This is a genomic window from Stenomitos frigidus ULC18 (assembly GCF_003003795.1).
In the GTDB taxonomy this organism is placed as follows: domain Bacteria; phylum Cyanobacteriota; class Cyanobacteriia; order Leptolyngbyales; family Leptolyngbyaceae; genus Stenomitos; species Stenomitos frigidus_A.
In genome coordinates this window covers 39,095-62,808 of the sequence record NZ_PVWK01000063.1, presented here as the reverse complement: position 1 = coordinate 62,808, position 23,714 = coordinate 39,095, and the positions used below count along the sequence as shown (strand labels likewise).

Here is a 23,714-nt window from a genome sequence, read left to right as displayed (position 1 = left end):
TCAAGTACATGAGACTGTTATGACCAAGACTTACCTCCCTTCTGTCGATTCAATCGAGCGCAACTGGTATCTTGTCGACGCTACCGATCAGCGTTTGGGTCGCCTCGCGAGCGAAATTGCCACAGTACTACGTGGCAAAAACAAGCCAACGTTCACGCCTCATATGGATACGGGCGATTTTGTGATTGTCATTAATGCCGAAAAAATTGATGTCACTGGCAGAAAGCGCAGTCAGAAATTGTATCGTCGCCATTCCGGTCGTCCTGGTGGGATGAAGACCGAAACCTTTGCAAAGCTTCAGGCGCGTTTGCCAGAACGCATCATTGAGCAAGCCGTGAAGGGAATGTTGCCCAAAAATACCTTGGGTCGACAGCTTTTCACAAAGCTGAAGGTTTATGCAGGGTCTGACCATCCGCATCAAGCTCAGATGCCTCAAACGTTAGCGATTCAGACAATTCCAGGAGGACAGCACTAATGCAAGCCATAGACCAAGGTCGAGTTGTATATTTGGGAACCGGTCGGCGGAAGTCGGCAGTGGCACGGGTGCGTTTAGTTCCTGGCAGCGGTCAATTGACCATCAACGGTAAACCCGGAGATCTTTATCTTCAATTTAATGCCGAGTATTTATCTGTTGCTAAAGCCCCACTGGAAACATTAGGCCTTGAGGGTGAGTACGACATTTTGGTGAATGCTCATGGTGGCGGATTAACTGGACAAGCCGATGCAGTACGTTTAGGTGTGGCACGCGCTCTATGCCAGCTCGATCCCGACAATCGTAAGCCTTTGAAGATTGAAGGTTACTTGACCCGTGATCCCCGTGCCAAAGAACGGAAGAAGTACGGCTTACGCAAAGCGCGTAAAGCACCTCAGTTCTCGAAACGTTAGGACGGGATGTATGCTTAGCTGTCAGTCTTTAGGTTGACACGGCTGAGCGCTAGAATTGAAAAATGAGACGGTAAGTTGGAGAGTTAACGATGCCTAAGCCTGATATTCACCCCAAGTGGTATCCCGACGCAAAAGTCTACTGCAATGGGGAAGTGGTCATGACCATTGGTTCGACCAAACCTGAACTACATGTGGACGTTTGGTCGGGGAATCATCCCTTCTACACGGGTACTCAAAAGATTATTGATACCGAAGGGCGCGTCGATCGTTTCCTTCGAAAGTACGGCATGTTAGAAGGCGAAGAGGCTGCAGAGGCTCAGCCGCAAAAGAAGAAAAAGCGTTAGACAGGCTGACTGTAGGTCACGATTGAAGATCTTAGATGAAAAGCTAAACAGCAAATCTAAGCTTTGAAATCGAGTCTCTTAGATTTAGTTAGCCCCTCTATGTTTTTCGGTGAGTTAGTCCTATGGCTGAAGCATATCTGCTAGACAAGCTGCGATCGGTAGAGCAGACATTTCATGAGCTGACTCGCCGATTAGCAGACCCTGACGTGGCAAAAGATCCTGGTGAGTTTCAGCGGATCGCAAAGACGCGGTCGTCTTTGGAAGAGGTTGTCAACACCTTTGAAGACTGGAAGACCACACAGCAGGGGCTAACGGAAGCAAGACAGATCTTGAAAGAGTCTGGTGGCGATCTGGAGCTGCAGGAGATGGCCACTCTAGAAGCTGCTGAGTTAGAAGCTAAGTCTGCTGCTTTGGAGACGCGTCTAAAGATCCTCTTACTACCAAGCGATCCAAATGATGATAAAAACATCATGCTGGAGATTCGTGCTGGTACAGGTGGCGATGAGGCAAGTATTTGGGCTGGTGATTTGGTACGCATGTACTCACGTTATGCTGAGACTCAAAATTGGCGAGTCAAGCTGCTAAGCGAGTCGTTAGCGGATATGGGTGGCTTCAAAGAAGCTATTCTGGAGATTCAGGGCGATCGCGTTTATAGCAAGCTTAAATTTGAGGCAGGTGTGCATCGAGTACAGCGTGTTCCGGTGACTGAAGCGTCTGGTCGAGTACATACCTCTACGGCGACAGTGGCAATTATGCCAGAAGTGGATGATGTCGAAGTTCACATCGACCCCAAAGATATTGAATTGACCACCGCCCGGTCGGGCGGTGCTGGCGGTCAAAATGTCAACAAGGTTGAGACAGCTGTTGACTTGATGCATAAGCCAACTGGCATCCGAATTTTCTGCACCGAAGAACGATCACAGCTACAGAACCGCGAGCGTGCGATGCAAATTTTGCGAGCAAAGCTCTACGAAATTAAATTGCGAGAACAACAAGAAGCGGTCACGTCTATGCGGCGATCGCAAGTTGGCACAGGTTCACGTTCCGAAAAAATTCGTACCTACAACTATAAAGATAACCGCATCACTGATCATCGGCTGGGGCAAAACTTCTCACTTGTCCCGGTTTTGGAGGGAGATATTGATGAGGTCATTCAAACCTGCATCTCTCAAGACCAACAAGAGCGCTTGGAGGCTCTGGCAGCTGAAACCAACGGCCAGCCGTCAGCCGTCTAAGACTTATAGCACTCCTATCTGGATTGTGAAAAAGGATTCCGGAGGAATCCTTTTTCACAAAGCCCTTCCGTTTTACGAATGATTTAGGACTGCTATATATTTAGGGCTAATACAAACACCAGGCTATTTAATGAGCAGCAGCAGCTCAGTTATGCTCAAGCAGCTTGGTAGCCCTAGTAATTTAACTTGAGACTAACTTTGCATCAGCGTTCATAGTATCAAGTGATGCTTAACTGTCATTGCTACAGGGCCTTGCCGATCACATCAGTTGCAGAAATAAGATTCAGTTTAGGCAGAAATAAGAAAAGTGACTTTTGAGACACGGAGCTGTAAGGCACTGAGTTTTCCTCAGTAAACATCCGTGTGCTCGACGGTTGATCTGTTTTCATCTCAGCCTTGTCAACGAAAATCCTTCTTGAGAGTCATTCAAGCTCAGTAAAGTTACGCAGCAAGTGTGCGATTTTCAACATTATTTGAATAAAAAACAGTATTTTTGCGGCAGTTTTTAATCACATAAAGTCTTTTGCAATTGTTTGAGCCAGCCAGCTAAATAAGGTTCTTTACGTAAAAGCCCTTATTTAGCTGGGACAGGCGAATATCGCTTTAAAAATCACCCTTAGGGGTGTTACCCCCTTTTACGCCTGCCTCAAAATTCACTACATTTAAATCAGCAAGCCCAGGATTGAGCATAGAATGAGATTTAACTTCAATCCTTGAAATCGGCTTAGGCAAAGGATTCTAAATGCCGTTGTTATTAGATTAGGTGAAATCTAAGCCAAACGCTTTAGATTTCACCTAGCCACAGGAATTAGCTTTAACAAGCTTGAACGTGTGCAAATTGCTCGATTGTTTTTGTTCTTCAGAGCGATCAATCACTCTTGGTGATCTTCCAATGTGAGTCTTAAGTGTGCCCTGTTGCTGTTTTTAGACGGTTTGAACCCTGTATTTATCACCAAGTCTTATTAAGTACATTGTTCAGCCCCATGACAAAAAACTGTTGGGGAGGGTTACATAGTGTCACGCGATGCTTTAGTTGTCGGAATTAGTACTTATCAGTGGTTACCGGGTTTAAGTGCCCCCTCCCATGATGCTGAAGCGATCGCTCAGCGCCTACATGCAGATGGGGATTTCCGGGTTGCTCGGATGCCAGAGATTGTCCAAGCAGGTCAATCCAGAATTGGCTTCAAAACTCAAGTGACTGTTGCTGATTTGGAAGGAGCCCTCGTCAAGCTGTTTAAGCCAAAGGGCAACAACATTCCGCAAACAGCATTGTTTTACTTTTCGGGGCACGGGTTACAAAAAGATGCTGGTGTGCAAGAAGGATTTCTGGCCACCAGTGACGCTAATCCAAGCAACAGCTTTTATGGATTATCGCTATTTTGGCTACGGCGGTTGTTGCAGGAAAGCCCAGTACGTCAACGCATCGTGCTGTTAGATTGCTGTCACAGTGGTGAACTGCTCAATTTCCTTGAGGCTGATCCGGGTGCGCGCTCAGGCACCGATCGCTTATTTATGGCGGCATCACGCGAATACGAAGCGGCCTACGAATCGATGATCGGTAAGTACAGCGTCTTTACTCAGGCACTGTTAGATGGCTTAGAGCCATCCCGCACGGTGAATGGCACTGTCACTAACTATGCACTCACGGATTGGGTGAGTAACGCACTGAAGCGGGAGCAGCAACAGCCACTGTTTGAAAATTCTGGCAGTGAAATTCTCCTCACGCGGGGTCAAGGGGCTTCGCCGATCGTCAAGACAGAGCTTGCCCAGGACGTTTGCCCTTACAGAGGTCTAGAGTTTTTTGATGAGGCACACGCTGAGTATTTTTTTGGGCGCGAAGACCTGACTGATCAATTGATCGAAAAACTTAGAATTGGGAATTTTGTTGCCATCGTGGGAGCGTCGGGTAGCGGCAAATCTTCCTTAGTGCGAGCTGGCTTAATCCACACCTTGCGGCAGGGTAAAAAGTTTTCGGGAAGCGATCGATGGCGTATTCAACTGATTAGCCCCACCGATCAACCGTTAAAAAGTTTGGCAACCGCCTTCGTTAACCCCAAAGACTCAGCGATCGATCGTGCTGAGCAATTGCGGCGAGCAGAAACCCTGCTCCTGGATGGAGGCGCTGGCCTGTCTCACCTGGTGCGTGCCAGCCTGATGTCTGCCAAGCATGGCAGAAATTCTCGGCTGCTGTTAATCATTGACCAATTTGAGGAGATCTTCACTCTCTGTCAAGGTCTCCATGCAGAACGCGATCGACAAAGTTTTTTTAATAGTCTCATTACCGCTCTCCGCGAACTCGGCGATTGCTTCAGCGTTGTCGTCGTGCTTCGGGCAGACTTTTTTGGCAAATACTCCCTTTACAACAGACTGGCAGAGAAAATTGAGCAGCATCTGGTGACGGTGACCCCGTTGACCTACGACCAGATCAAAGCCTCTATAGTCAAGCCAGCGGATAAGGCAGGTATCGTCTGCGAACCCAACCTGATTTACAACATTTTGCTTGACGTTGTGGGCGCACCAGGAGAACTGCCGCTCTTACAATACACACTGCTCGAACTCTGGCAGCAGCGGCAGCTCGACCCTGGTGGTGGGCCTGCTCGATTAACGCTAGATGCTTACAATGAGCTGGGCGGCGTTAGGGGGACGTTGCAGAAGCGGGCAAATGACATCTTTTATAGCCTCACCCACGAAGAACAACGCGTCGCCAAGCGGGTTTTTATTGCCTTGACGCAAATCGGCGATGGCACTGAGGATACCCGTCGGCGGATTTCCAAGTCTGAACTCGTCAGTCCCTGGTTCCCAGCTGAACTAGTCGAGCGAGTGCTGGAAAAACTGGTCACAGCCAAATTGGTTGTCACAAACCGCATTGGCTCCAGTTGTAATCGCGTAGACAGGACTACGCAGGAGCTTGCCAATGTATCTACGGCATTACGCTTTGCCCAGATGCGCCGGGGTAAGTTCTTGCAGCACGATCCTGATGCCGATCGCACCTCAGATATCTTACTAGGAGATAGTACCAATCGCAGTATTGCTGTTATGACGCGGCGAAGAACGAATGAGCTAGGTGAACTAGCCGCAGGACAGTGCAGCGATAGTGATTATCAGGAAACGGTGGATGTTGCCCACGAAGCACTGATTCGGAATTGGACGCTGTTGCGCACCTGGCTGGATGAAAACCGAGAGTTACTTCAGCGGCAGCGCCGAATCGAACATGTTGCAAAGGAATGGGCTGCTTCGGAGCAGTCACGATCGCCCGAATATTTGCTACACGGCGATCGACTTATAGAGGCTGAGGACTATTTGATCGCCTACCCCGACGAGCTATCAGCGCTAGCACAACGGTATATTGCTGTCAGTCGCGAGGAAAACCGCCGTGCCCAGAAAGAACGGCGGCTACTGCAACTGGCTGTTCCCTGTACGCTTTTAGTCGCGCTAGTAGTCACATTTAGTCAGTACCGCGCGGTCGTCAAAAGTCAGGCAGAAAAAGAATATCAACTGCAAATTGCCACATCCAGGCAGCAAGCGGCCGTAGCGCAATCGATTTTACAAGAACCAGAGAGCGACCCAACGGCTGCGCTATTGATCAGCCGACTCGCTGCTGAAAAAGGTGGTTACACCTATGAGGCTCAGGCAAGCCTACGATCGGCGCTGCAAAAACTGCGGTTGCAAGCCAATCTGCAAGGAGACCAGGGAGCCGTCCATCAAGCCATTTTCAGTCCCGATCAACGTCAACTAGCGACCGCTGGCGATAATGGCACAGTGCAGCTCTGGTCGATCGAAACACAAACTGTAGAAAAGATTTTGCCGTGGCGTGATGCTAGTAATCAGCCATCAACCACTGAGCAACCAGCAGGGAGACGCTCTCAACGTGTAACGCCGATCATCGCGATCGCCTTTAGCCCGAACGGTAAACAGCTAGCAGCGATCGCTCAAAACTCTGCTGATGTTCAAGTTTGGTCAGTTGAATCCGGTAAACGCCTGCTGACACTAAGTGGCTTTAGAGAGCCTGCGCGGCAATTGATCTTTAGCCCTAACGGCGACTGGATAGCAGCGAGGGCAGGCAATGAGGTGAGAGTTTGGCAGATTAAAAACGGGGCACTACAGGCTCGCCTTCGCCACACCACTATGGTGAACAGCCTAGCCTTTAGCCCCAACAGTCAAGCACTATTGACGTCTAGTGGCACTGTGGCCCAGCTCTGGCAAATCAGTCAGGGTCAACGTCGTAAACTACTGCGTCATCCGAAGCCAGTCAACGATGCAACATTCAGCCCAGATGGACGGTTGATCGCGACGGCTAGTGATGATGGCAGTGCGCGCCTCTGGCAAAGCAGTACTGGGCAGCTACGCCGCGTTCTAACTGCTGCTGCGATACCAGCGCAGCGCAGCAACAGGCAAGCCATTTGGCAAGCGCCACAACCGCTAACACAAGTATTGTTTAGCCCAAATGGGCAATTTCTTGCGGCTGCTAACGCGAGTCAAATTCAGCTTTGGAAGGTCAAAACTGGTCAACTGTGGAACCAGTTGGAGCCTAACAATGAGTTGGGGAGCAGCGAACAGGCTAGACAAGGCATGTTGCGACAGAAGGAATCGACCGACAGAGTTGCCTTCAGTCCCGACAGTCGTCAGCTAGTTATGGCTGCTCATGGCTGGGGAGAGGAGCGAAGGCTTGAGGTTGCGCACCTGTGGGACGTGCAAACTGGAGAGCTGTTAGGCCGACTGAAGGGGCATACAGGCGCGATCGAGACCGTTCAGTTTAGCGGTAATGGTTCGCTGATTGCCACCGCCAGTACAGACGGTTCAGCACGACTCTGGGCAACCGAAATGGGGAGCGAATTTCCCATGCTGAAAACCATCAATAGTCAAATACAGTGGACTGCGTTTCGACGCCTGCCCTCAACCTTACCGCTTCAGCAGCTTGGAACTGCGGCAGCAACGCCAAGCAGTCTTCTTTCAAAGACAGTGAAAGCACTGCCTGAAGGGTTTGGCGGTATGGTAACGGTGGCGATCGATGGTAACCTGCGCACTTGGAACCCCACTCAACCAACGGCAAGCTCAAGCAATGTCTCCCGTATCGCGTCTGTGACGCCCGGTCAGTCATGGTATCCAGCGCGTTTAACCGGAATCAATGCCTTCAATTTTTTAAACGTCTTTGGAGTCGCGATCGAGCCAGCGCTCAAGGGACTGAAACCAGCATCGACAGAGTTAGCCTGGGTGCCCTCCAAATCATTGAGCACAACCACCACGGTCTCTACCGCCTCAGCCGTAGATTCGGTACTGTTATTGCCTTATGTCGCCCCAACAACCGACGGTCAAAAGCCGTTAGACGGCATTGAGACTTCGACTACACCCGAACGCTTGCTCAACATACCGTCTAACCCCAAGCTGACAGGCGTTGCTTTTAGTGCTGATACGCAGCTTATTGCGACCGCTACCATCAATGGCTCGGTAGACGTTTGGCAGGTTCAGCCAGATCAGTCTCTTCAGCGTGTGCGCCGCCTTCATAAGATAAACGCCATCGCTGCCAACCTGTCTGGCGCAGTCAAGCAAGGTGAACTGAAACGATTAGATCCGATACGCCAGCTTGCCTTCAGTCCCGACGGCAGAACGCTTTTAGGTGTGGACGATCGCACTATCCATATCTGGGACTTGCCCTCAGGTCAACTCAGACAGAGTCTACAAGGCCACGAAGCCAGCATTGAAGAGGCACAATTTAGCGCAGACAGCCAGCGTATCGTGAGCGCTAGTCGCGATCGCACAGCACGCATCTGGCAGGTTGCGTCCGGTCAACTGATCACGACGCTTTACCACCGCGATGTGATTAGTAGCGCTCACTTTAGTCCTGATGGGCAGTTGGTGGCGATCGCAAGTTGGGACGGCACCGCCAGAGTGCTGGATGCAGCAACAGGCACATTGCGGGTTGTCATGGCAGGACATCGCGGCGCGGTGCTAGATGCAGAGTTTAGCCCTGATGCCACCACACTAGTAACTGCTAGTATGGATGGCAGTGTGCGCTTATGGGATGCAAAGACAGGCACAGAGCAGGCATTGTTGCGTTCTGCAGAGCCAGATGCCACCCAAGAACAAATTCAACAAGCCTTTTTTAGCCCGGACGGTCGCTATGTTGCCAGCCTCAGCAAAAGTGGGAAAGTTCACCTCTGGGCAGCAACCCGGGAAGAACTATTACACCTTGCCCGCGATCGCAGCCTTCGTCAGCTACAGCCCGAAGAATGCCTACGCTATCTCCGTTTGTCGCCGAATGCTTGTCCAGCACTAGAAAAAGGCAGTGAGGGCGGGAGTGCTGACAGCAAGCCGTTTGGAACGATCAATTGAATCGACTAAAAAGGGCGCGCTACGACTTAACGCACGCACCCTATCAGCGGTTTTGAGCGAGTGATCCCGTTAGCTAAGCGTTTCAGCTTCCTGCTTCTGAACCTCAGAGCGAGAGGGTTGAGGCTGACCCTCTAAAACCACATCGGGAGTTTGCTGTTGCACCGATTCATCAGGCTTCATCCACTCAGTATGGAACACACCTTCCTTATCCGTACGCAGATAGGTATGAGCCCCAAAGTAATCGCGCTGAGCCTGAGTCAGATTTTGCGGTAAACGATCGCGACGGTAGCTATCAAAATAATCCAGTGAGGCACTGAAAGCAGGCACCGGAATGCCCACTTTGGCAGCCGTTGCAATCACTTCTCTCCAGGCTTCCTGCCGATCCAGAATGGTTTGCCTGAACTCAGGTGCCAGCAAGAGATTGGGCAGGGAGGGATTCTCATCAAAGGCATGCTTGATCTTGTTCAAAAAGCGTGCACGAATGATGCATCCCCCTTTCCAGATGCGAGCGCATTCACCCAAATCTAAATGAAAGCCATAGGTTTCTGAGGCTTTACTGAGAAGCGCCATTCCTTGAGCATAGGAGCACATCTTAGAGCAGTAGAGTGCATCCCTCACTTTCGTCACGAACGCTTTCACATCACCCTCAAATTTCGCCGTCGGACCGGTCAAGACTTTAGATGCCTCCACCCGCTCCTGCTTGTAGGACGAGATAATGCGAGCGTTGACCGCCGCAATGATGGTAGGGATCGACACGCCAAGCTCTAGCGCGTCAGCAACAGTCCAGCGTCCAGTCCCCTTTTGTCCAGCAGCATCTAAAATCAACTCCACCAGAGGGGTGTTTGTATCGGGATCAACTTTCTTGAAGATATCGGCTGTGATCTCAATCAGGTAGGAATCAAGCTCATCTGTGGTATTCCACTCGGCAAAAACTTCATGTAGTTGCTCTGCGTTTAGCCCTAAGACGCTTTTGAGGAGATCGTAGGCTTCGGCAATGAGTTGCATATCGCCGTACTCGATGCCGTTATGTACCATTTTGACGTAATGCCCCGCGCCACCAGGACCGATATAGGTGACACACGGACCATCGTCTACTTGAGCGGCAATTTTGGTCAGAATGGGTTCCAGATATTTATATGCCTGTTCTGTACCACCGGGCATCAGGCTAGGACCGTTGAGTGCGCCTTCTTCACCGCCGCTGACGCCCATGCCGATAAAGGTGAATTTGGCGGACTCCAGATCTTTAGCACGGCGTTCTGTATCCGTAAACAGAGAGTTGCCGCCATCGATCAAGATATCGCCTTCATCCAGCAGCGGTTTGAGTTGCTCGATCGTGGCATCGACAGGAGCACCTGCCTTGACCATGATCAAAATCTTGCGAGGACGTTCTAAGGCAGCAACGAATGACTCTAACGAGTAAGCCGCGACAACATTCTTACCGACTGCCCGCTGTGCCATAAAGGCATCTGTCTTTTCACGACTACGGTTATAAACTGCGATGGGAAACCCGTTACGCTCGACGTTTAGCGCCAAGTTTTCGCCCATGACCGCTAGACCAATTACACCAAAGCTTTGTGCCATAAGATTCTCTGCTTAATTCTGCAAGTGCTTGGGCTGTTTAATCCCTTTCAGGGTAGCTTGAGAACATCAGGTTAGCCTGGAAGAGAATCTTAAGCTGTGCTGGATGTGACGCTCAGTGAAGGGGCTGAAAGCTGGAAAAAAAAGATGAGTTTTTTTGTTCTAATCTCCCCCCGTTCTTGACTCTAAGCGCTTACAGCAAAGGAGGCTGAGTCGAAGGAACAGATGGCTGTTGCCATCTGTAAAGCAAACTCGTCACTGCAACTTCAACACTCCCTGACAGAATCGATCTATAAATAGTTGTTCGGCATCGTTTGGAGTAGCCATATGCTGGCGTATATTCTGGCACTAATCGTGGGGTTGAGCAGCTTGGGGCTCTATATGGCGGCATTCTTTTTCCCAGAGGTGCATCGTAAGAACGATTTCATCTGGAGTGGGTTGGGGTTGTTTTATGCACTGGTGCTGTGGGTTTGTGCGGGACGCATTACGGGTGGCGTGGTGTTAGGACAGACGGCAAGTGTAACGCTACTGGGCTGGTTGGGTTGGCAGACGTTAACGCTGAGACGCCAGCTGGCTCCTGTAGATCAACAAACAGCTATACCAACGCCCACAGAATGGCAAGCAGCCCTGGCAAAAGCGTGGGATGGACTGTCTCGCTCCCAGGCGATCGCGCCCTTGTTAAAGCCAATAAACAAGCAGGTTGCCAAACTCACAGCCTGGGCGGAGGCGCTAGTGACGACAACCACAAAACCGACCAGTGCACCGCCTACTAGCCCTGATCCAGAGTCCTATGTCCCGCTGACACCTGCCGACTTTGCCAATGCGAAGCAAGATGCGACAAAAGCACCTCCCACGATCGTGACCAAAGTCGCTCCAGTCACGGTTGACGATCGTTCCCAACCAAAGGAGAGCCCACTGGCAGCGATCGCCAGTTCCTTCAAAGGCTTGACGGCGAAACGTGAGAGTAAGCCTGTATACGTCAGAAAGCAGTTTCGCGCACCTGAGACTAAGGCACAGACCGCTGACTCACAGAGGACTATTGCCGGAGACCCTGCTGAAGCTAAAGCTAGTAGTCACATTGCTCCAGAAAGCATCTCAGACGAGACCATACTACCAGAGACGACACCAGAAGCAGCGGCTGTAGAGGTTGTGGACGCAACGAGCGTAGAAGTAGCAACCGAAGCAACGGTTTCGCCATCCATCACGGTTGAGGCTGAGCAAGTTTCTGATGCCGAACATGCTTCCCAGACAGAGCAATCACCGTGAGCGATTGCTGCAATGGTGCGGAGGTAGAAAAAGATTAGGTGGGGAATCGCGTTTGGTGGAGTTGACTTTGAGCCACGATGCGTCCCTTTTTAATCACGGTGCGATTGCTGGGGGCCGCACCGATCGCTTCTGTTACAGAGGCGGCTTCAAGGATGACCAGGTCGGCGTCATTGCCTGGAACAAGACCATGCTTTGAGAGACCGATCGCCTGAGCTGCCTGCGTGGTTGCCATTGCCAAACAGGCCTCGTGACTGGCAGCCGTATTGAGATGAAGAACTTGCGCTAGCAAGGTGCAGATTTTGAGCAGGTCGCCATCCCCAAAGGGCGTGAATAAGTTCTGCACGTTATTGGTCGCCACGCCTGTATTGACGCCCCATGCTGCCAGGGTCTGGGCTGGTGCTACCCCTCGGCGAACATTGTGCGTATCGCGGCGAGACATCATGTAAAGGTCGGTAGCCGGTAGCGCCAAAATGGAAATCCCGGCTGTAGCAGTTGCAGTGGCGATCGCCTCCAATTCACCTGGGGGTAAGCCAGCCAGTTTAGTCATGTGTCCTAAGCAAACTCGTCCTCGCCAACCACGCTTCAGTGTCTCAGCAATGACGAGAGGCAGCAGCAACGGCGCATCATCGTCTAGAAAGTCCAGATGAAAATCCACATCGCAATTAAATGCCTGAGCGATGTCAAAGACGATGCAAATGTTTTGTTCCGGTTCAGGATCAACATAGGGTGCAGAGCCAATCACATCGCCGCCGAGTGTCATTGCCTGCCGCAGTAAGGCTTCTGTACCGGGCTGGTTGGTAATGCCTTCTTGGGCAAAAATGGCAAGTTGAAGCGTGATACCCCAGGCATACTTGTCGCGTAGTGGCAGCAACGCCTTGATGCCTGTGAGCTGGATGAGCGGATCGACTTCAACGTGCGATCGCATCGCCGTGGTGCCAAAGGCGATCGCCTGTTCCAGCACCCGGCGCGCTCTGGTTTGAATATCGGCAATGGTGAACGATCGCTTAGCGTTAGCGGTTTCTTGCAGTGCTTCGGTAAAGGTCCCAGTTTGCCAATCTACCCGATCGAGTAAAAAGGCTTTGTCTAAATGAATGTGGGCATCAACCAAGCCAGGGATGACCAGCTTGCCTTGGGCCTCAAGCATTGTCGTCGCTGTACCAGAGATCGCTGGCGCGATTTCGATGATGGTGCCTTTGTCGATCGCAATATCGCATGGGTGCGATCGTCCCGGCAACCAAGCCTGCGTAATTTTTAGATCCATCAGCGTTGTTCCGGTCTTGCTCTTACAGTTAGCTTAGTGTTGTTGGTAACGAGAAGACTGTATGACTGCTGAACTAATACCGACTCATCCATCGCCGTTTATCACAGTTTTAAGTCAGGCTGCAACAGCGTTTCAAGGCAAGGGGAGCGATCGCCCCACTGCTGCAAGCGTCGTTGAGGCACTGCTGCAAGCAGAAAAAACAACCAAGCGAGCGCATCAAAGTTACCCCTTTGAGTCGTTGTTGGGTAATTGGCAGCTTTGTTTTGCGACCGGTACACGGAAAGTACGGCGTGGCGGCATTGTTCTAGGAAACGGCTTTTATGTCCCGAAGCTGGCTGTCGCACAGATCTCGTTTCAGGCTGAAAGTGATGCAGTCGCGTTAGGGCATGGTGCGATCGGTAACCAGGTTGAAATGGGTCCAGTCCGTCTACGGTTTACAGGTCCGGCTCATTATTTGGGCAAGAAAACGTTGCTGGCGTTTGACTTTACATACGTGCAGTTAAGCGTCTTGGGTAAAACAGCGTATAACGGCCCTGTACCGGGGCGCAGAGTGCAAGCAGAGGACTTTTATAGCCAATCTATTGTTGATCTCCCCTTTTTCGCCTTCTTTCTAGTGACACCAAATTTCATTGCTGCTCGTGGGCGTGGGGGCGGCTTAGCTCTCTGGGTGAAAACGCAGCAGACCACTGACCACTGACCAACCAGCCAAACTCGTAAATCGATTGATTAAACAAGCACTAAGCGATCGTCTGTACATTCAATAAGCGTGACTGCAAAAGGCGATCCATCCAGGCTTCCAGATAGCTTTGATTTTGACGCTGCTGTTCTGGATCGTCTGTATCGAGTGGATGCGGCGCTAAGCCAAAAATAGTGGCCGTGGTCACGCAGAACATCGACTTCTGAAACGTCTCGCAAATCTTCACCCGCAGATCGTCTTCGCCACGCTGACCACGTCGATAGATAGCGTGCAAATAATCTGGTAAATAATGCCGCATGTCCTGCATCAGCAGCGTGGGCGGAATTCCCGCTCCCCCGATCGGCAAGGGATCAGCAAACAGAGCACCGTAGCTAAAACGACTCTGGTCTGGCGGAATTTGATGCGACTGAGCGTTATACGAAACCGTGCCTGAAAATGGTGTGCCGCGAAAGAAGACTGCTTCAACGTAGGGCACCGCCGCATCAGGAAGAAACGTCAAACCTGCGGCTGCCGGGATAATTTCATGCGTTTGGTTTCGCAACGTCACCGTGTAAGTAATGGGTAGACTCGCAGCGGCAACCAACCCTGCTTGAATATGAGCGACTACTTGCGAGATGGAATCAATGTCTCCCTGGTCGTAGCGATCGGAGAGTGACAGAAACATCTCACTCATGACTTTCCAGAATTGACCTAGCGCGCTGTAGTAACACAACTGCCGCACATGCTCTGGCAGAAACTCAGGAAACAAGCGGTTCAAACTGAGTAGCATTGGATTCGTTTTAATCCGTGACCGAATCGCTGGCTGCGAGTGCGCTGTAAACTCTGGTGTATCCAGATAGGCATCTAAACCACCACCGCCATGCCAAAACATCGCTTTCATGCAGTATTCGGCATATTCAAAATTAATGCGATCGTGTTGCCAGTGACGCAAGAGTTTGGCTAGAGAGACATCGCCATTGAAATACTTGAAAAACGGAAAAAACACCAAAAATTGATGCTCAGAAATGTAGAGCAGGTTGCGGTAATAGGCGTCCAGCACAACACCATAGCTTTTGAGAATGCCTACGACCTCTGTGACATTTTCTGCTGTATCCGGCAGTAGCGCACCGCCCGCTTTTAAGCGATCGATGTACGGCGCTAACGGATGCGAGGAGGATGGGGGAATCGCTCTGAGGGTGTCGGTCATAATGTGCCAAAGGAACGACGATCTGGGGATGGGACGGACGGAGACGCCTATTCCACTGTTTCTGCCTTGAGCGGTGCTTTGGTGAGAGTCGCTGCCTGGGCGATCGCTAGCCGGCCATTGACTAGCGCGGTCGTTGTGGTTTCGCTGTAGTGAATCAACCAGTTAGGCTGAAGCCCCAGCGCTACAATCAAAGCTGTGAGAACCAGGGCTGGAGCGCGATCGCTCCAATACACCGGAGGCAAGTTCTGGGCACCTTCTGACAAGCGCCCAAAGAAAACACGATTAACCAGCAGCAAAAAGTATACGGCTGTGAGGCCAGTGCCTACCATGCATAGCAGCGTTTGCGTTGGAAAGATCGGAAAACTGCCCCGGAACACCAAAAATTCTGAAATAAAGCCCACCATGCCGGGAATACCAGAGCTCGCCATCACTCCTATAATCATCAGACTGCCAATCAGCGGCAACCCGCGCTCAGGATTCAGCAGCCCTCGCAATACGGTTAAATCACGGGTACCGGTTTTTTGGTACACCACACCAACCAGCAAAAAGAGCATCGCTGCAATCAGCCCATGACTCACCATTTGACAGACCGATGCTAGCAGGCTCAGAGGCGTGGCGGCGGCAGCAGCTAGTAGCACATAGCCCATGTGCCCGATCGAACTATACGCCACCATTTTTTTCATGTCGGTCTGAGCGATCGCCATAAACGCCCCGTACAGGACACTCACCGCAGCCCATGTCGCCAGCCAGGGGGCTAAGACTGCCCAAGCTTCAGGAAACAAACCCAACCCAAAGCGCAGCAGCCCATAGGTGCCCAACTTCAGCAATACACCTGCTAAGAGCACTGAAATTGGGGTAGAGGCTTCGACGTGGGCATCGGGCAACCAGGTGTGGAAAGGCACCAGCGGGATCTTGATGCCAAAGCCAATCAACAGCGCCCCTAGCAGCAGAAATTGCTGTCCCAATGGCAAAACTTGAGTGAGCAAAGGGTTGTAGCCAAAACCGGAAACGCCCGTCAGCAAGGTTAAGCCTAAAAACGCTGCCAAAATCAAGATGCCCGAAATGGCGGTATAGATCAGAAACTTGGTGGCGGCATAGCCCCGATTGGCACCCCCCCAAATGGCAATCAATAGGTAGAGAGGAATCAACTCGATCTCGTAGAACAGAAAAAATAGCAGCAAATTCTGCGCCAGAAAGGCCGCGGTTACACTCGCATTCAGCAGCAGTAGCAAGATGAAGTAGAGTCGGGGTCGATTCACTGACGGTGATCCACTGGCGATCGCAATGGCAGTTAGCAAGCCGTTAAGTGCGACCAACGGCAGCGACAGCCCATCCATGCCCAGGTCATACGTCAAGCCTAGCGGTTCAATCCACACGAGATGCTCAATAAACTGCATTGCCGTTTGCCCGGCATCAAACTGACTGCCCAGCCAGATTGTCCAGACGAACGCACTCACCGTCGCCAGCAGAGCGATCAAACGCGCTCGTGCAGGAATCAACGGTTCTCGTCCAACACCAATGAGCACCGCACCCAAAATCGGTATCCAGATCAAAGCACTGAGCATCGTACAACTCCAGAATCACCATGCGAACCAAATTAAAAAGCCGCCCAATAGGCTCACTGCCACCAACATTGTGAGCATATACGCCTGAGACTGACCGGTAATGCTGTACTTCAAACTCTCGCCGCTAAAAATCGAAGCGATGCCCATAAAATTGACCAGCCCGTCAACAATGTAGCGATCGCACCAGTTGCTGAAGCGCGCCATCAGCACAACGCCATTGACCACACTGAGCTCATACAGTCGCTCAATGTAAAAGTCGTAGGACAGGAGATCTTGCAACAGACGCCACGGTAGATGCACCGATCGAGACCATGCTTTATGCAGGTAAACCGTGGTGCCGACACCACACCCAACTAGACCGGATAGCACCAACAAAAACGCAGCTGTGTGATTGAAATACGCCCAATCGGGCAGCACAGATAGACTCTGCATCATCCAGGGTGTCAGCAGCGTTACGATCGTTAACGATACCATTGGTACTGTCATGGCCCAGCCAACTTCCGGTGCACGGCGGGTTTTCGGCTGCGGAGCACCCAAAAATACCAGTCGAAAAACCCGCGTCAGGTTCAAGGCTGTCAGCCCGTTAACCAAGAGCACAACGCCAACCAACCAGGGGTCAGCCGTCCAAAAATCGTCCATCCCCAATCGCAGTGCCCAAAAGCCACCCAGCGGCAGAATGCCGACCAAGCCAGCAGACGCAACGACAAAGGCAGTGGTGGTGACGGGCATCCGTGACCAGAGACCACCCATCTCTGTTAAGTCCTGGTTTTGGGTGGTAGTAATAATAGAACCAACGCTCATAAACATCAACGCTTTAGCAACCGCGTGCGCGAAGAGCAGCATGAGCGCAAAGCCCGTCCATTGGGTGCCTACCGCTACAAAGACCAAGCCCAGATACGCACTGGTGGAATGAGACAGCGCCCGTTTAATATCGATTTGTGCGATCGCCACCAGCGAAGCCCCGATCGCGGTCATAGAACCAATTACAATCAACGCCGTCAACGCCACAGGCGAAAGATTCAAAATCGGTTGAAGCTTAATCAGCACGTAGGCACCACTGGCTACTACGACGGAGTTTCGCAGAATGGAAGCCGGGTTCGGTCCCTCCATCGCCTCATCCAGCCAAAGGTGTAGTGGAAACTGAGCACACTTTCCCGTTGGCCCTGCAATCAGTGCCAACCCCAGTAGCGTTGCCGTTAATGGTGACAGCGTAGCGGTCTCTGCCCATTCATAGAGGTCAGGGAAGCTCAAGCTGCCGCTCAGTGTGGATAGCGCAACAACGCCCATGAGCAGCAAAATGTCGCCAACCCGTTTAGTCAGAAACGCGTCTCGTGCAGCCGTGACAACCAGCGGCTGAGCGTACCAAAAACCCACTAGCAAGTAGGTTGAGAGCGTCAGCATTTCTAACAGACAGTAGGTCAGCAGCAGCGAATTGCTGATGGCCAGTCCGCTCATGGCGCCTTCAAAGAAGCCCATTAAGGCAAAGAAGCGTGCCAGAGCCCAATCTTTCTCCATGTAGCCTAGCGCAAACAACTGTGCCAGCAGGCTGAGACCTGTGACCAGTTCCATTGCACCCACGCTCACCGCTGAGATATCGAGGACAAAGGTTAAATCTAGGTCTACCGTGTGTAGCCAATGGAAAACCAGTGCTTGCGGTGGCTGATTCCAGGTCGATCGAAAAAGGGCAGTGCCATGCACAAACGCCACTACAGTCATCAAGAGATTAAAGTAAGCGGCGGGTCGGGGCCCCGTACGCCGGATAATGCCGATTGACCACGGCAGCGTCAGCATTGCACCTACTAGCCCATAACAAGGTATCCACCAACTAGTTTGGAGGAGAAATTGAACCATTGAAAATACCATTGCACTGAAATTTCAGCAGTCTTTCTAGTTTTCGAGCAATCTTTCTAGCTTCTAAAAACTTGCATCAAACAATCTCAACAAGGTCAAAGAAACTTTTAAACTTTGATTAGTTATCAGTTCTTTAGCTTTTTTAACTTCTTAGTTTAATTAGCTTTACTTTAGCTTAAGCCTGTTGTCGTAAAAAAGCAAAACCTAAAACAACAAAATTAGTCGTTGGCTTGTTGCTCCCTGGTAACATTGCTCATTGCTCTCTGGGCTCACAGAGAAAGTCAAATCTATTGAGAATGGTTACGCTACAGCCGAGCTTTCAAGCCGCATCTATTCGCAAGAGGGTGATTCTGTCGCAACCACCTTTATTAATTACTAGAGCCAAACCACACGACGCAGGTCTATAGGCAAGAATCAATAATTTTCATCGCATTCGATCTATAATTCTAAAGGCCACGACCTTTCGTTAACAATACCTGCGGAAGCTGGTACTGACAAAGGTATGAGGTTCTACGAGGATCGCTTCGACAAGGGCTAGACGCTCGGGGTAGCCCCTTTCGATCGATGATCCACTGGCTGGCATAGGGGAGCCAACTTCACAGACACGAGGAGACTTAGGTGACAAAAAGTGCAAGCGCTAGAATCAGGTTTTTTAATAACTAAAATCCGAAAATATTATTTACAGTTATATTGCCAAACGTTAGACAATCGTTCTATTCTTAGAATTGAAGGTACTCAAAGCTTCCAAATAGCGATAAATAATGGCCTTTCCCGTCATCAATTTAGGGAGTATTCTTTCGTGAAGCCCATTATTACCAAATGTTTGCACATATTACAAAATATTTGCATAGTGACTTATGACTCTGAGTTAGGAGAGGGGTATGCCGATTGCTGTTGGAATGATTGAAACAAAGGGTTTTCCTGCGGTTGTGGAAGCTGCGGATGCGATGGTGAAAGCTGCCCGCGTGACCCTCGTAGGTTATGAGAAGATTGGTAGTGCGCGTGTAACAGTAATTGTGCGCGGTGATGTTTCTGAAGTACAGGCATCGATCGCGGCAGGCGTTGCGTCAGCAGAGCGGGTTAATGGTGGTGAGGTTTTATCCACTCACATCATTGCGCGCCCTCACGAAAACCTGGAGTACGTGCTGCCGATTCGCTACACCGAAGCGATCGAACAATTCCGGGTGTAGTTAGAAGGGTGTTTCATCCTCAAGTTGTTCATAGACTGGACTTTTGACGCTAGTTTAAAGCCGCTCACTTCAAGCTGTTTCTGTCATTCTGAGCATCAGAACAGCTGTTAGCTATCGGTTTAAGCAAATGTTTAACGTCCAAAAAACTGACCTTTTCAGCTATTTAATTTAGGGAGTACGACTCATGGCAATTGCTGTTGGAATGATCGAAACACTTGGCTTTCCTGCTGTAGTAGAAGCTGCCGACGCGATGGTGAAAGCCGCTCGCGTGACACTCGTGGGTTACGAGAAAATTGGCAGTGGTCGCGTGACAGTGATTGTGCGCGGTGATGTTTCGGAAGTACAAGCTTCGGTCGCAGCTGGCGTTGACAACGTGAAGCGTGTTAGCGGTGGACAGGTGCTCTCAACCCACATCATTGCTCGTCCGCACGAGAACCTGGAATATGTTCTCCCCATCCGCTACACCGATGAAGTGGAGCAGTTCCGGGATAGCGTTAGCGGCAGAGCAATTCATGCCGGTCCTTACACCAGACCATAGAGCAGCATGCAGATTGCAAAGGTTCGTGGCACGGTTGTCAGCACTCAAAAAGAGCCAAGTTTGAGCGGTGTCAAGTTCCTCCTCTTGCAGTTTATGGATGAGGAGGGTTTGCCACTTCCACGCTATGAAGTGGCCGCCGATCAGGTGGGTGCTGGGCTGGATGAATGGGTGTTGGTTAGCTGCGGTAGTGCTGCTCGCCAGGTGGCGGGTAGCGAACATCGCCCGATCGATGCTGTGGTAGTGGGGATCATCGACACGGTCAATGTCGACGATCGTCGCCTTTACAACAAGAGAGATGACTACCGTTAGTTCTAAAACGTCAGACTCTGGGCTGTAGACTGCAACCCTTTAAGTGGGTCGGTAACAAGTTAAAGCCTACTTAAAGCAGTTTTCGAATGAGCAAACTCCAATCGCTGAGGTGACTCTTTGTTCACCTTCAGAAGTTGGTACCCGTTTGCTTAGATTGAAAATTGTTGTGGTCCGTGGTCCAGCGTTTTTGGTTTGAATGCACTCCACACTCTCCCCGCGACTCCATCCGTAACCGAGCTTTCGCTAAGTTTTTCACAGGAGAATTCTTTTATGGTAGCTCGTAGCTCTGCGGCTCCCCCGACCCCCTGGTCGAAAAGCCTGACCATCCCAAAAATTGACGAAACTGCCTATGTGCATTCGTTCTCAAACATCATTGGGGATGTTCGCATTGGTGCCAAGGTGCTGATTGCACCTGGAACATCCATCCGTGCCGATGAGGGTAGCCCCTTTCATATCGGCAAGGGAACAAATGTACAAGATGGTGTGGTGGTTCATGGCCTAGAGCGCGGGCGTGTCATTGGTGATGACAATCAGTCTTACTCTGTCTGGATTGGAGACAATGCGTCCATTACCCACATGGCGCTCATCCACGGTCCTGCTTATGTGGGCGACGATTGTTTTATTGGCTTCCGCTCCACCATTTTCAATGCGCGGGTGGGGCAAGGCAGTATTGTCATGATGCATGCTCTCATTCAAGATGTTGAAATTCCGCCCGGAAAATATGTTGCCTCCGGGTCAGTGATTACGAACCAGCAGCAAGCCGATCGCCTACCGAATGTGCAGGCAGGCGATGTTAAGTTTGCGACACATGTAGTGGGTATTAACGATGCGCTGCGATCGGGGTATCACTGCGCTGATAATGTTAGCTGTATAGCCTCTGTGAGGGATGAAATGACGCGGGCTTACGAATCAAGTGAATTAGTTAACTCAGCGAACACGCGCTTGAGTACAGAAGTGGTGCAGCAGGTAAGACAGTTGCTCGCTCAGAATTATCGGATTGGTACTGAGCATGCAGATGTACGACGGTTTCAATCGGCATCATGGACAAGCTGTGAGCCGATTCAGGCAACGCGGGAGTCAGAGGTTCTGGCAGCTTTGGGTGCTTGTCTAGACGAGCACAGTAAGGAATATGTACGCTTAATTGGTATTGATCCAGCCGCTAAGCGGCGAGTGTTGGAAACGATTATTCAGCGACCCAACACGCGGACTGGCGACCAAACAAAAGCAGCTCCTGCAACTGACACAAGTGGCGCTGAGCGAGCGCATTCTAGTGCGGGTAACGCCAGCCCTGCCCAAGGCAATCACCTGGATCAGGGCGCACTCGCGCAGGTGCAGCAATGGCTCAATCAGGGTTACCAAATTGGCTCAGAGTACGCAGACAAGCGCCGCTTCCAAACCAGTTCCTGGCAAAGCTGTGGCGCCATTACCGCCAAGCGTGATGTCGATGTCCTGGCAGCACTCGAACGCTGCGCTTCTGAGCATAGCGGCGAGTATGTGCGCCTAGTTGGCATTGATCCTCAAGCCAAGCGACGTGTGGGTGAACTAATTATTCAGCGACCCGGTACTCCTTTCACTGCTTCAACACAGTCCACGTCTAGCGGTAGTGCTGCGACGTATGGCTACACGGGCAGCGGTTCAGGTCATACGCCTGCTACCACGGGACTGAGCCAAGAAGCGATCGCGCAAGTACGGCAGTTATTGGCTCAGGGGCACCAAATTGGCTCAGAGCATGCAGACAAGCGCCGTTTCCAAACCAGTTCCTGGCAAGGCTGTGGCGCGATCGATGCCAAGCGCGAAGCAGATGTGATTGCCGCACTCGAACACTGTCTCGCTGAGCATAGTGGCGAATATGTGCGCCTGATTGGGATCGATCGACAAGCGAAACGACGCATTGCGGAGTTGATTATTCAGCGACCCGGTACGGTACATCAGCCCTCGGGGCAAGCGTCTACAGTCGCTCCAACAGGCAGTTTTGGCAGTCAGCCAGGGTCTGCTGCGACGACAGGCAGTTTGAGTGCAGAGGCGATCGCGCAAGTACGACAATTGCTGGCTCAAGGGCACCAAATTGGCTCAGAGCATGCAGACAAACGGCGCTTCCAAACCAGTTCCTGGCAAGGCTGTGGCGCGATCGATGCCAAGCGCGAAGCGGATGTGATTGCCGCACTCGAACATTGCCTTGCTGAGCATAGTGGCGAATATGTGCGTCTGATTGGGGTCGATCGGGAAGCCAAGCGGCGGGTTGCGGAGTTGATTATTCAGCGACCGGGCGTAGCTCCTGTGCCTCAGTCTAGTGCTGCAAGTAGTTCCAGCTTTGGGCCTTCCAATGGTGGCAGTAGCTCCAGTTACGCGCCTTCAAGCAGTTATACACCTGCAACGAACTTAAGCCAAGAAGCAGTAGAACACGTACGGCGAGCACTGGCACAGGGCTATCAAATTAGCACTGAGTATGCTGATGAACGTCGGTTTAAAACCAGTTCCTGGCAAACGGGCGGTGTCATCCAGGCAAAGCGTGAAGCCGAGGTGCTGGCCGCTCTGGAAGCTGCGGTTGCTGAAAATAGCCGAGCCTACGTACGATTGGTCGGGACTGACCCTCACGCTAAGAAACGAGTGCTCGAAACAACGATTAAGCGACCCAGCAAATGATCGCACTGTAAGCTGAAACGTCTTGGGGCGTTTCAGTCATGCTGAAGCAGGCAGACAACCAACGTTGTTAGTTGCTAGTTTCAAACAGCAATGTGTTCTAACAACTAACAGCAACCAATTCACTGCCTTCCAGTTTTCAAACGAGGTTCTCATCTTCATGCATGTGCCGTCGCTACAGCCTGTTAACAGTTCACACTTCTGTGTCAGTGGCGATGTTACGATTCATCCAACTGCTGTGATTGCGTCTGGCGTTTTACTTCAGGCAGATCCAGAGAGCCACATTGTGATTGGCGCGGGTGTCTGCCTTGGCATGGGTACCATTCTCCATGCGCATCAGGGCACGCTTGAGGTGGAAGCAGAAGTCACCATTGGCGCAGGGGTGCTGCTCATCGGTGCGGGTAAGATTGGGGCCAGTGCTTGCATCGGTGCAGCCTCAACGCTTTGGAATCATTCGATCGATCGCGGCACGATCATACCGCCGTTATCGCTCTTGGGCATGCCTGGGGAGCAAGTGGCTGAAACTGCTGCAGTGGCTGTTCCTGAACCTACGCCTGAAGGGCAGTCTCTGCAAAAAGAGCTGCTGAATGGGGCTGTCGATCCTGCTTCAAGCCAACCAGCAGCAGAAATTCAGCTCAGCTTTAGTACTCCCGTTTATGGGCAGGAGAACCTGAACCGCCTACTATCTACCTTATTGCCACACCGACAAACGTTTCTGAAAGGTCAGGAGTAAGAGTAGGAAGCGTTCAGGAGAGAGAAGCGTGATGATTGACGTAGATAGGAAGCTGACTGTCTAAATGAGACTTAAAGCCCACAATCTAAAGTCTGCGATCTAAAAA

17 protein-coding genes are annotated in these 23,714 nt (G+C 51.2%); 12 read left to right on the top strand and 5 right to left on the bottom strand.

The features are described from left to right. The first annotated feature begins 19 nt into the window (after nucleotides 1-19). The 5 genes from rplM (at nucleotide 20) to C7B82_RS11920 (ending at nucleotide 8,794) form a co-directional block, all read left to right on the top strand. Nucleotides 20-475, top strand: a complete 456-nt coding sequence (gene rplM / locus C7B82_RS11940) for a 50S ribosomal protein L13 (RefSeq protein WP_106256513.1) — start codon at nucleotides 20-22, stop codon at nucleotides 473-475. Then, nucleotides 475-885: a 30S ribosomal protein S9 gene (gene rpsI, locus C7B82_RS11935; RefSeq protein ID WP_106256512.1), complete on the top strand. Its 411-nt coding sequence runs from the start codon at nucleotides 475-477 to the stop codon at nucleotides 883-885. Before rplM ends, rpsI begins: the two co-directional genes overlap by 1 nt. Nucleotides 886-974: 89 nt before the next feature. Further along, the gene (gene rpmE / locus C7B82_RS11930; RefSeq protein WP_106256511.1) at nucleotides 975-1,229 is read left to right on the top strand and encodes a 50S ribosomal protein L31; all 255 of its coding nucleotides are present in this window, start codon (nucleotides 975-977) and stop codon (nucleotides 1,227-1,229) included. 122 nt (nucleotides 1,230-1,351) lie between these two features. Further along, nucleotides 1,352-2,464, top strand: a complete 1,113-nt coding sequence (gene prfA, locus C7B82_RS11925) for a peptide chain release factor 1 (protein ID WP_106256510.1) — start codon at nucleotides 1,352-1,354, stop codon at nucleotides 2,462-2,464. A gap of 1,014 nt (nucleotides 2,465-3,478) precedes the next feature. Beyond that, a complete protein-coding gene (locus C7B82_RS11920; RefSeq protein ID WP_106256509.1) occupies nucleotides 3,479-8,794 on the top strand; it encodes an nSTAND1 domain-containing NTPase in 5,316 nt (1,771 codons plus the stop codon). A gap of 69 nt (nucleotides 8,795-8,863) precedes the next feature. Here C7B82_RS11920 and gndA read toward each other — a convergent pair whose 3' ends face one another. Beyond that, the gene (gene gndA / locus C7B82_RS11915; protein ID WP_106256508.1) at nucleotides 8,864-10,375 is read right to left on the bottom strand and encodes an NADP-dependent phosphogluconate dehydrogenase; all 1,512 of its coding nucleotides are present in this window, start codon (nucleotides 10,373-10,375) and stop codon (nucleotides 8,864-8,866) included. A gap of 324 nt (nucleotides 10,376-10,699) precedes the next feature. Between gndA and C7B82_RS33145 the strand changes: the two genes are divergently transcribed. Further along, nucleotides 10,700-11,638: a Ycf66 family protein gene (locus tag C7B82_RS33145; protein ID WP_219904296.1), complete on the top strand. Its 939-nt coding sequence runs from the start codon at nucleotides 10,700-10,702 to the stop codon at nucleotides 11,636-11,638. A 34-nt stretch (nucleotides 11,639-11,672) separates the two neighbouring features. On the opposite strand, the gene C7B82_RS11905 is transcribed toward C7B82_RS33145, so the two are convergent. Next, nucleotides 11,673-12,899: an amidohydrolase family protein gene (locus tag C7B82_RS11905; RefSeq protein WP_106256507.1), complete on the bottom strand. Its 1,227-nt coding sequence runs from the start codon at nucleotides 12,897-12,899 to the stop codon at nucleotides 11,673-11,675. 61 nt (nucleotides 12,900-12,960) lie between these two features. On the opposite strand from C7B82_RS11905, the gene C7B82_RS11900 reads away from it, so the two are divergent. Continuing rightward, nucleotides 12,961-13,596, top strand: a complete 636-nt coding sequence (locus C7B82_RS11900) for a hypothetical protein (protein WP_106256506.1) — start codon at nucleotides 12,961-12,963, stop codon at nucleotides 13,594-13,596. A 40-nt stretch (nucleotides 13,597-13,636) separates the two neighbouring features. Here the strand turns inward: C7B82_RS11900 and C7B82_RS11895 are convergent, their stop codons facing one another. The 3 genes from C7B82_RS11895 to C7B82_RS11885 are packed head-to-tail and all read right to left on the bottom strand — an operon-like array spanning nucleotide 13,637 to nucleotide 18,198. Beyond that, nucleotides 13,637-14,782, bottom strand: coding sequence for a CO2 hydration protein (locus tag C7B82_RS11895; protein WP_106256505.1), 1,146 nt, complete (start codon nucleotides 14,780-14,782; stop codon nucleotides 13,637-13,639). A gap of 47 nt (nucleotides 14,783-14,829) precedes the next feature. After that, nucleotides 14,830-16,347 (bottom strand): NADH-quinone oxidoreductase subunit M, encoded by a 1,518-nt coding sequence (locus C7B82_RS11890; protein ID WP_106256504.1) that lies wholly within the window; start codon nucleotides 16,345-16,347, stop codon nucleotides 14,830-14,832. Nucleotides 16,348-16,362: 15 nt separating this feature from the next. Beyond that, the gene (locus C7B82_RS11885) at nucleotides 16,363-18,198 is read right to left on the bottom strand and encodes an NAD(P)H-quinone oxidoreductase subunit F (RefSeq protein ID WP_106256503.1); all 1,836 of its coding nucleotides are present in this window, start codon (nucleotides 18,196-18,198) and stop codon (nucleotides 16,363-16,365) included. Nucleotides 18,199-19,079: 881 nt separating this feature from the next. Here C7B82_RS11885 and C7B82_RS11880 point away from each other — a divergent pair. The 5 genes from C7B82_RS11880 to ccmN all read left to right on the top strand — a co-directional run bounded on the left by C7B82_RS11880 (nucleotide 19,080) and on the right by ccmN (nucleotide 23,608). After that, nucleotides 19,080-19,388, top strand: a complete 309-nt coding sequence (locus tag C7B82_RS11880) for a carbon dioxide-concentrating mechanism protein CcmK (RefSeq protein ID WP_106256502.1) — start codon at nucleotides 19,080-19,082, stop codon at nucleotides 19,386-19,388. A 184-nt stretch (nucleotides 19,389-19,572) separates the two neighbouring features. Next, entirely contained in the window at nucleotides 19,573-19,926 is a 354-nt protein-coding gene (locus C7B82_RS11875; RefSeq protein WP_106256501.1) for a carbon dioxide-concentrating mechanism protein CcmK, read from the top strand. A gap of 6 nt (nucleotides 19,927-19,932) precedes the next feature. Next, nucleotides 19,933-20,235, top strand: coding sequence for a beta-carboxysome shell vertex protein CcmL (gene ccmL, locus C7B82_RS11870; RefSeq protein ID WP_106256500.1), 303 nt, complete (start codon nucleotides 19,933-19,935; stop codon nucleotides 20,233-20,235). Nucleotides 20,236-20,505: 270 nt separating this feature from the next. Further along, nucleotides 20,506-22,878, top strand: a complete 2,373-nt coding sequence (ccmM, locus tag C7B82_RS11865) for a beta-carboxysome scaffolding protein CcmM (RefSeq protein WP_106256499.1) — start codon at nucleotides 20,506-20,508, stop codon at nucleotides 22,876-22,878. A 157-nt stretch (nucleotides 22,879-23,035) separates the two neighbouring features. Beyond that, nucleotides 23,036-23,608, top strand: coding sequence for a beta-carboxysome scaffolding protein CcmN (ccmN, locus tag C7B82_RS11860; protein ID WP_106256563.1), 573 nt, complete (start codon nucleotides 23,036-23,038; stop codon nucleotides 23,606-23,608). Nucleotides 23,609-23,714 lie beyond the last annotated feature (106 nt).